This window comes from Microbacterium xerophyticum, from assembly GCF_053543555.1.
Map to the genome: position 1 here is coordinate 1,003,355 of NZ_JBLVOB010000007.1, position 8,682 is coordinate 1,012,036.

An 8,682-nucleotide genomic window follows, 5' to 3' on the forward strand; every position below is an offset into this window, starting at 1 on the left:
AATGGCTCGTCGAGGCCTTGCGGCACAGGCGGGCGGGCGTTCTACGAGTTTACCGGCTCATCCGTCGTGAGAGTTCCGCGTTCGGCGCACAACCATGCATGAAAGAGTGGTGGACATGCGACAGACGTGGGTCCGCGAACTGAGCGGCTGGCTCGCCGCCGCCCTCATCGCCGTCGTCACCGTCGCCCAGATCGCCTCGACCGCGAGAGCGGATCTGCTGCTGCGAGACAGTGACTCACTGGTCGTCGCGCTGCTCGTGCGCTCAGTGGCCGAGGGGGAATCCTTCGACTGGGTGATGTCGAGCGTCCTGTTCCTGCCGGAGATCGCGGTCTTCGCACTGCTCTGGATGCTGGGGAGCGTGTTCGCTCTCGACGTCAATGCCATTTTCGTGATCAACGCCGTCCTCAACCTGACGGCACTGTACGGCGCTGTCCGTCTGGCCGCCGGTCGCCGGCGCGGCGGCACCGCACCGGTCGTCTGGTCGGTTCTCGCGGTCGGTGTGTTCGGCCTCGTCGCGATGACCGAGACGTCCGCCTCTCGGGACTCGCTCGAGCTCGCGTCACTGCTCGCGACCACGACGTACTACTCGGCCACGGTGATCGCGGTCCTCGTGAGCGTCGGCATCGTGCGGCGGGTGTTCGACAGCACCGGTCGGCCACCGCGACTGCTGTACGTGCTACTCGGCGTCGTCGCAGTCGTGTCCACGCTCTCGAATCCGCTCTACGCGGCGTGGGCGACAGTGCCGCTGAGCGTGATCCTCGCTCTCGCCGCGGTGTATCAGCGCTCCCGCGAACAGGCCCTGCGGCTGCTCACGTGGCTCATCGGCGGCACCGCGGTCGGTTTCGTCGCCCGCATTCCACTTTCGGAATGGATTGCCAACGACGGATCCGCCTATGCGCAGCCGACGCTGTGGCCGCAATCGGTCGCCTACTACGGCGGCCTTCTCGGCGAGCGGCTGTCCACTCCCCTCGGCGCGGTCGGCACGCTGATGCTGGTGGGCCTTGTGCTGCTGGCGGTCGTGCGGTCGCTCCGTGCACGGACTCCTGGCGCTCGGATCGTGGCGACGGCGGCCTGGCTGCTCCCGGTGCTCGTGACGGTCGGAGCCGTCGCGCTCGGAACACATGCCGCCCGGTATCTCGAGCCGGTGGCGTTCGCGCCCGTCCTCGCGCTGGTCGCCTCACCTCGCGCGTTGCGCGTGCCACGTCGTGCCGCTCTTGCCGCGACCGCCGGCGCGGGTGTGCTGCTGGTCGTCGGTGCGGGCGTCAGTGCTCCCCGTGTCGCAGCCGCGGCACAGCATCCGAATGCCGACCTCGCGTGCGTGAACGATTGGATCACGGCATCCGGGCAGACCGGCGCAGGCCAGTTCTGGACGGTGCGCCTGCCGAAGCTGCACCTCGATGACCCGTCTCAGCTCGTCCAGGTCGATCATCAGCTGAACGCCTACGCATGGCTCATCAACCGCTCGGACTTCGACGTCGGAAAGGTCACCTTCCTCGTCGAGGACTCGCAGAGCTCACCCTGGGCGCTGGGAACCAATGCGCTCCCGACCGCCGTGATCCCCTGCGGCCAGTACACGATCCACGACTTCACGCCCGTCGAGCTGCCTCTCGGGCCCGCCCGCGCCTGACGTCGGCGCTCGACCGGCGTCAGACCGCGGGCGCAGCCGTCGTCGTTCCGGCCCGGAAGCGGCAGGTGAAGTGCAGCGACGATGCGGGCTCGCCGCGCAGCATCCGCGCGACCTGCTCCCCCGCCGCTCTGCCCTTCTCTGCAGCCGGCTGCACCATGGTGGTGAGCATGTGCGGCCCGATCCCGTCGACCCTGATGCCGTCGAAGCCGGCGACGCTCAGGTCTTCCGGAACGCGCATGCCCAGGTCTTCCGCCGCACGGATCACCCCGGCCGCGAGAAGGTCGCTCTGCGCCAGGATCGCGGTCGGACGGGTGACAGGATCGCTGAGCAGTGCCCGCCCCGCGATCACCCCGTCGTCGATCGAGCTGCTCCCGGCCGAGATGGCGGGCAGGTCCGGGTAGACGTCCCTCGCGCCGGCGAGACGCTCCAGCGTGACGTCGATCGTGGCTCGCGCCAGGCGGTCATCCGTGACCCTGCCTCGGATGCGATCGCTGTCCAGAGGCAGGCCCACGGCAGCCACCCGCTCGTGGCCGAGCTGCTTGACGTGCCGGGTGATCTCCGCCGCCGCTTCGCGGTTGTCGAGCGTGATCTGGGGGATCCCCTCCCCCGCGTCTCCTTCGATCACGACGACCGGAAGGCCTCTGCCGCGCACGATCTCCAATGACGCACGGGCTCGTCCGGAGCATCCGATCAGCACGACCGCGTCGACCGGTGCCGTGCTCAACGCCGACACCTCGCCCTCCCCCGGCTCGTCGCGCAGCAGCAGCACTCCGGCGCCGAGCGAGGCGAGTCCGTCGGTGAGACCGTCCATCATCGGAATCGTCACCGGGTCGAGGAACGCGGTGCGCAGCTGCCCCTCGAGGACGACGGCGACGATCCCGCTCCGCCCGCGACGCAGCGAGGCCGCCCGCGGATCGGGACCCGCGTACTCGAGCTCGGCCGCCGCCGCGAGCACACGCTCGCGCGTCGCCTCGGACACGCGCGTGGCACCGCTGAAGACGACCGATGCCGTCGACGTCGACACGCCAGCCGCGCGGGCGACATCCGCGAGCGTCGCACGACGCGGAGTGGATTGCGGGAGCGCAGACGGTGTCATCCTTCGAGGATAACCCGGACCATTTCCCGAAATCGAATCGATTCGATACGCTCTCTCCATGGACTACGCCCTCACCCGCTCGCAGTACGTGCGCTGGCGCAACGCGACCTTCGCGATCTTCCTCGCCAGTGGCGTCTCGATCGCGACCTGGGCCTCCCGCGTGCCGGACATCAAGCTCGCGCTGGACATCGACAACACGCAGATCGGGCTGCTGCTGCTCGGGATGGGCATCGCGTCGATCCTCGGCATCTCGACGGGCCCCGCCGTCATGGCGCGCACGGGAGCACGCCGGGGGATGCTGTCGATGATGATCATGCTGTCGATCGGCCTCGTGCTGATCGGCGTCGGCACGACGCTGTTCGCATCGTTCCCCGTCGTCATCATCGGCCTGGCGCTGTTCGGCTACGGCAACGGATGCCTCGACGTGATGATGAACGTCGAGGCGACGGCGATCGAACAGGAGGCGGGGAAGACGATCCTGCCGCTGTTCCACGCGTTCTTCAGCTTCGGAACGGTGATCGGCGCCGGCCTCGGCTGGGCGGCCACCAACTGGCACATCGCCGTCGCACCTCATGCCATCGTCGTCGCCGTGCTCATCTTCGTCGGCGCGTTCGTCTGCATCGCGAACGTGCCCAACCGCGACGCGACGCTCGATCCTGAGGAGTCGGGGGACAAGCCGCACTGGCGCGAACGCATGCACGTGGCGATGTCGGCGTGGCGCGAGCCGCGCACCTACGCGCTCGGCGTCGTGATGCTCGGCATGGCCTTCGCAGAGGGCGGAGCCAACGACTGGCTGGCGCTCGGCATGAGCGAAGACCACGGCGGAGGCGCCGCAATGGGCGCGGCCGCCCTGACGGTGTTCTCCGTCGCGATGACCACGGTGCGCATCTTCGGCGGACCGCTCGTCGACAGGTTCGGCCGTGTGCTCGTGCTGCGCATCCTCGCGGTGGCGGCAACCGGCGGCATCCTGCTGTTCATCATCGCCCCCTCACTCCCCCTCGTCTTCGTCGGCGCAGCACTGTGGGGCATCGGCGCATCACTCGGATTCCCGCTCGGCATGTCGGCGGCGGCTGACGACCCGGCCAAGGCTGCGGCCCGCGTGAGCGCGGCGGCCACGATCGGGTATGTCGCGTTCCTCGGCGGCCCGCCGATCCTCGGACTGATCAGCGAGCACATCGGCCTGCTGAACACCCTGTTCATCCTGGTCGTGCTCGTCGCGGCCTCCGGTCTCGCATCCGGCGCCGCCCGCCCTCTGAACTCGAACGCCGAGGCGCCGAAGAAGTAAGGCTCAGCGCGCTCGGGTCCGGGCGATCGCCGCCGCGTGCGATCTGCTCTCCGCTCCGAGCTTCGCCAGCACGTTCGACACGTGCGTCTTCACCGTGGGGACGGAGATCATCAGTCGTTCCGCGAGTTGCGCGTTGGACCATCCCTGAAGGATGCCGTCCAGCACATCCCGCTCGCGTGCGGTGAGCGCCGTGTCGTCCACTGCATCCGCCACCATCGCGGCACCGTGCTCGGCCTTGATGATGGCGGCGAGCGCGCGCCGCGTGACACGTGCGTCGAGCACGCCGTCCCCCGAGGCGACAGTGCTCACCGCCTGGACCAGCGTGTGCGCGTCGGCGGTCTTCAGCAGGAATCCGGCCGCACCTGCCCTGATGGCCCCGAAGACGAGTTCGTCCTCATCGAAGCTCGTGAGCACGAGCACTTCGCTGAGACCCCGCTCGACGATCTCGCCCGTCGCGGAGATCCCGTCGCGTCCGGGCATGCGCAGATCCATCAGGACGACGTCAGGGCGGAGCGATGCGGCGTTGCGCACCGCGATGTCACCGTCGGCCGCCTCACCGACGACCGTGACCCCGTGCGATTCCAGCATGATGCGCAGCCCCGCGCGGATGGCGGCGTGATCGTCGGCGAGCAGTACCGTCGGCGAGGTCATGCCGGAACCCCGATCGGCAGCTCCGCGTGCACCGACCAGCCCCCGTCGACCGGACCGGCGCGGAAGGTTCCATCCAGTGCCCGTACCCGTTCTCCGAGCATGCTCAGACCCCATTCGTTGCCGCCGGCGTGCGTGACGGGTGTCCCGCCACGGGAGTCGACGCGGACCGACACTGTCATGTCGCCGGCGATGATCTCGACGTCGACATCCGCTCCGGACGCGTGCCGGATGCAGTTCGCCAGCGCCTCTCGCACGATGCGCACGATGGTCTGCTCGACGAGCACGGGAAAGCGGTCCTCCTGCAGTGGTGTCGACGCCACGCGCAGCCCTGTGCGCCGCGCGTTCGCGATGATCCCTTCGAGATCCTCGATCCTCGGCGCGGGCGCCAGCTCACCGGCGCCGCCCCGCAGCACCGCGATCATGGTGCGCAGCGCCGTGTGCGCGTCGAGTCCGGCATCGCGCACGGCCTGCAACGCCGCGCGATCGCGTTCCTCGTCCGGCGGCGTCGACAGCACGGCCTCGGCACGGATCGCCATCGCCATGACATGTCCGGCGACCGCATCATGCAGCTCGCGCGCCATCATCTCCCGCTCGCGCAGCACGGCCTCCGAGCGATCGCGCTCCGCCTCGCGCTCAGCGGCTTCGGCGCGCTGCCGGTGCAGCTCGGCGAGCTCGTTCGCCTGCGCCACCGCCACCGCCCACCAGTAGTCGGTCCCGAAGATCGCCCCGAACTGCACGGCGATGAGGAAGGCGACCGGCAGAGGAGCATCCGCGAGCAGCAGGGCTGCGGCCGACAGGGCGAGCGTGGCGACCCCGAGGAGCACCAGCAGGATCCGCCGCGCGCCGGCGCCGGCCACGAATGCCGCCCTCCACAGCACATCCAGCAGGACGACGAGGGTTCCGATCCCCCCGACGGTGAGCAGATCGGCCACGAACAGCACGGACACCGCCGCGAGGACGAGCATCGGGGCCCGGTACTTCAGCACGGCCAGTGCGCACGCCGGCAGAGCGAGCGCGAGAGCCCACCAGGCCGAGACATCGGTGCCGAGCAACGAGAACGGCGTCCAGACCGACCGGAACCCCAGGGCGGCCATCACCACTGCCAGCAGCGCCATCGCGATCGGATCGACGATCCACCTCGTGCGGCGGTACCAGCTGCCGAATCGCTCGGTCGCCTGTTGCTGCATCACCTCATGCAATCACGTCGTGCGCACTGCCGCATCCGACCAAAGGATGAGAGGACGTCGCGACCTTCGCCCGATCCGCTGTCCGCGGACATGGAACACGGTGGACGCATGGAACTCTTCGCCGGCGCACCCCTCCTGCTGTCCCTCGCCGTCCTCGCGCTCGTGGACAGCCTCAGCATCGGCACCCTGCTCATCCCGGTCTTCCTCCTGCTGAGCCCCGGCAAGGTGCGGATCGGCAGAGTGCTGCTCTACCTCGCCACGATCGCGGCGTTCTACCTCGCCGTCGGGCTGCTGTTCCTCTGGGGCCTCGTCAACGTGGTCGACGTCGCGTCGGACTTCCTCTCGTCCCCCGCCGGCACCATCATCCGACTCGTCGTGGGCGTCGGACTGCTGGTGGCGTCGTTCCTCATCCCCTCGTCGTCCAGGAAGAAAGCCGAGCAGCCGGTCTCCGCGTCGGCCTCCTCCTCACTCGAGGGCTTCGCGACGCCGGACCCTGCGGCCTTCGCACCCGCGCCGGAACAGCCCCGGGCACCCGGCAGGATCATGCGCTGGCGTGATCGCCTGCTCGCCCCGCAGGCGACGCGCACCGCCTTGATGTCGGTCGCCGTGGCCGCGGGCCTGGTCGAGGTGGCCACGATGCTGCCGTACATCGTCGCGATGACGATGCTCGCGGACGCCGGTCTCGACACGCCGGCACGCGTCGTGTCACTGGTCGGCTACTGCCTCGTCATGATCGTTCCCGCGCTCATCCTCCTGCTTCTGCGCATCGTCGCCGCTCCCGTCATCACCGGACCACTGCAGCGCCTTGCCGACTGGATGCAGCGGACCGGCGCGGAGAACACGGCGTGGATCATCGGCATCCTCGGATTCCTCATCGCGCGCGCAGCGGCGGTCGAACTCGGACTCTTCGACCTCGGACTGGGGATCCTCGACTCGATCGACGGTTAGGCTCGACGGGTGCGCCTCGTCATTGCCCGCTGCTCCGTCGACTACTCGGGTCGACTCAACGCCCACCTCCCCCTCGCGACGCGTCTGCTCGTGCACAAGGGCGACGGAAGCCTGCTCGTGCACTCGGACGGCGGCAGCTACAAGCCGTTGAACTGGATGAGCCCGCCGTGCACTCTCGTCACAGAGGTCCCTGGCGAGGAAGAGGCCAGCGCCGGCGTCATCGACGTGTGGCGCGTCACGCACAAGAAGACCGGAGACGCGCTGCGCGTGCAGATCTACGAAGTGCTGCACGATTCCGCGCACGAGCTGGGCATCGATCCCGGTCTGCAGAAGGACGGCGTCGAGGCCGACCTGCAGCGCCTGCTCGCGGAGCAGGTCGATCGCATCAGCGAGGGCGCGACGCTCGTTCGCCGCGAGTTCCCCACGGCGATCGGCCCGGTCGATCTGATGGTCCGGGATGCTTCGGGAGCGGCCATCGCCGTGGAGATCAAGCGCCGCGGCGACATCGACGGCGTCGAGCAGCTCACCCGCTACCTCGAGCTGCTGGGCCGCGATCCGCACCTCGCGCCTGTGCAGGGCGTCTTCGCCGCCCAGGAGATCAAGCCTCAGGCCCGCGTGCTCGCCGAGGACCGCGGCATCCGCTGCCTGGTGCTCGACTACGACGACATGAAGGGCATCGAGTCAGGGGTACCGCGGCTGTTCTGACGCGCTGACGCTGCGTCGACTGCCCATAGGCTGGAGGGATGCCTCACTCCCCTTTCTCGTGCGTGCTCTGGGATGTCGACGGCACCATCGCCGATGCGACGCCGGGCATCTTCCCCCGTCTCCTCGAGGTGCTGGCATCGTTCGGCCAGCCGGCACCCGACCCCGCATCGCTGCCCCGATGGGTCGGACCGCCGATGTACGAGTCGTTCCAGAGCCTGGCGGGGCTGAGCGCCACGCAGGCCGAGGATGCCCTGGTCCGCTACCGGACTCTCGCCGCCCGCGACGGCTACGCGGCCTCGGTGGACATCTACCCCGGAGTCCCCGAGATCATCCGCGCGGTCGCGGCGGCAGGCATCCCGCAGGCGACCGCGAGCACGAAGCCCGAGAACCAGGTCATCGCGATCCTCGAGCACAACGATCTGCTCGGGCTCTTCGCCGCCGTCTCAGGCGCGCGCAGCGGCACGATCGGGCGCAGCGACAGCAAGTACGACGTCGTCGGATGGGCGATGGACCGGCTGACGGCAGCCGGCGTCGACACCTCACGACCCGTGCTCGTCGGCGACCGCCACCACGATGTGGAGGGCGCAGCCGAGCAGGGCATCCCGGTCATCTTCGCGGAATGGGGCTTCGGAGACGCCTCGGAGGGCGACTCGGCCGCCTACCGCGTCGCGGATGCCGACGCACTGCGAACGCTGCTGCTGCCGTAGAGAGCACAACACTCCCCGCCGGTGCACGCTGTTTACGCACGCCGGGGCGGAGAGTGCTGTGTTATCGCCTCAGATGGGGCGGATGTTCTCGGCCTGCAGGCCCTTGGGGCCCTGTGCAACCTCGAACTCGACGCGCTGGTTCTCGTCGAGTGAGCGGTAGCCGCTTGCTTCAATGGCGGAGTAGTGCGCGAAGACGTCAGCGCCGCCGTCATCGGGGGAGATGAAGCCGAAGCCCTTCTCCGAGTTGAACCACTTGACCGTGCCTTGGGTACTCATGTACTGCCGTTCTGCTGAAATGTGTGTCGACGCAGGGTGCCCCGACGATGCCCACAATATCTGTGCAGCGCTGGAGCGGAATAGCCCGGGGCAGAAGGTAACCCAAATGTTGCATGAGCGTCACGCCGGCGGCACAGAGGCGGCCTGGCGCGGAAAAGAGTGCGGCCCACACCCCGGGGGGGGCGGTGGGGGCCAAAGAC

The 8,682-nt window shown here is 69.1% G+C and carries 9 protein-coding genes; 5 read left to right on the top strand and 4 right to left on the bottom strand.

From position 1 onward, the window contains the following. Positions 1-115: 115 nt before the first annotated feature. Entirely contained in the window at positions 116-1,627 is a 1,512-nt protein-coding gene (locus ACNPNP_RS16390; RefSeq protein ID WP_448967092.1) for a hypothetical protein, read from the top strand. A gap of 19 nt (positions 1,628-1,646) precedes the next feature. On the opposite strand, the gene ACNPNP_RS16395 is transcribed toward ACNPNP_RS16390, so the two are convergent. Further along, positions 1,647-2,723, bottom strand: coding sequence for a LacI family DNA-binding transcriptional regulator (locus ACNPNP_RS16395; protein ID WP_448967093.1), 1,077 nt, complete (start codon positions 2,721-2,723; stop codon positions 1,647-1,649). 58 nt (positions 2,724-2,781) lie between these two features. Between ACNPNP_RS16395 and ACNPNP_RS16400 the strand changes: the two genes are divergently transcribed. Next, positions 2,782-4,008, top strand: coding sequence for an MFS transporter (locus ACNPNP_RS16400; protein ID WP_448967094.1), 1,227 nt, complete (start codon positions 2,782-2,784; stop codon positions 4,006-4,008). 3 nt (positions 4,009-4,011) lie between these two features. Here ACNPNP_RS16400 and ACNPNP_RS16405 read toward each other — a convergent pair whose 3' ends face one another. After that, a complete protein-coding gene (locus ACNPNP_RS16405) occupies positions 4,012-4,659 on the bottom strand; it encodes a response regulator transcription factor (RefSeq protein WP_448967095.1) in 648 nt (215 codons plus the stop codon). Continuing rightward, positions 4,656-5,846, bottom strand: a complete 1,191-nt coding sequence (locus ACNPNP_RS16410) for a sensor histidine kinase (protein ID WP_448967096.1) — start codon at positions 5,844-5,846, stop codon at positions 4,656-4,658. The genes ACNPNP_RS16405 and ACNPNP_RS16410 overlap by 4 nt, the downstream gene beginning before the upstream one ends. Before the next feature lie 108 nt (positions 5,847-5,954). Here ACNPNP_RS16410 and ACNPNP_RS16415 point away from each other — a divergent pair, with 108 nt between their 5' ends. The 3 genes from ACNPNP_RS16415 to ACNPNP_RS16425 are packed head-to-tail and all read left to right on the top strand — an operon-like array spanning position 5,955 to position 8,206. Beyond that, positions 5,955-6,794 (top strand): GAP family protein, encoded by an 840-nt coding sequence (locus ACNPNP_RS16415; protein WP_448967097.1) that lies wholly within the window; start codon positions 5,955-5,957, stop codon positions 6,792-6,794. A 9-nt stretch (positions 6,795-6,803) separates the two neighbouring features. Beyond that, on the top strand, positions 6,804-7,499 hold the full coding sequence (gene nucS, locus ACNPNP_RS16420) for an endonuclease NucS (protein WP_448967098.1): 696 nt from the start codon (positions 6,804-6,806) through the stop codon (positions 7,497-7,499). Between the two features lie 38 nt (positions 7,500-7,537). Further along, positions 7,538-8,206: an HAD hydrolase-like protein gene (locus tag ACNPNP_RS16425; protein WP_448967099.1), complete on the top strand. Its 669-nt coding sequence runs from the start codon at positions 7,538-7,540 to the stop codon at positions 8,204-8,206. Positions 8,207-8,275: 69 nt separating this feature from the next. Here the strand turns inward: ACNPNP_RS16425 and ACNPNP_RS16430 are convergent, their stop codons facing one another. Further along, positions 8,276-8,482 (bottom strand): cold-shock protein, encoded by a 207-nt coding sequence (locus ACNPNP_RS16430; protein ID WP_033105552.1) that lies wholly within the window; start codon positions 8,480-8,482, stop codon positions 8,276-8,278. Positions 8,483-8,682 lie beyond the last annotated feature (200 nt).

Bases quoted from the DNA above. Each gene is read 5' to 3' on its own strand.
- ACNPNP_RS16390 (WP_448967092.1), top strand. From the start codon at position 116: ATGCGACAGACGTGGGTCCGCGAACTGAGCGGCTGGCTCGCCGCCGCC.
- ACNPNP_RS16410 (WP_448967096.1), bottom strand. From the start codon at position 5,846: ATGCAGCAACAGGCGACCGAGCGATTCGGCAGCTGGTACCGCCGCACG.
- ACNPNP_RS16395 (WP_448967093.1), bottom strand. From the start codon at position 2,723: ATGACACCGTCTGCGCTCCCGCAATCCACTCCGCGTCGTGCGACGCTC.
- ACNPNP_RS16425 (WP_448967099.1), top strand. From the start codon at position 7,538: ATGCCTCACTCCCCTTTCTCGTGCGTGCTCTGGGATGTCGACGGCACC.
- ACNPNP_RS16405 (WP_448967095.1), bottom strand. From the start codon at position 4,659: ATGACCTCGCCGACGGTACTGCTCGCCGACGATCACGCCGCCATCCGC.
- ACNPNP_RS16430 (WP_033105552.1), bottom strand. From the start codon at position 8,482: ATGAGTACCCAAGGCACGGTCAAGTGGTTCAACTCGGAGAAGGGCTTC.
- ACNPNP_RS16400 (WP_448967094.1), top strand. From the start codon at position 2,782: ATGGACTACGCCCTCACCCGCTCGCAGTACGTGCGCTGGCGCAACGCG.
- ACNPNP_RS16415 (WP_448967097.1), top strand. From the start codon at position 5,955: ATGGAACTCTTCGCCGGCGCACCCCTCCTGCTGTCCCTCGCCGTCCTC.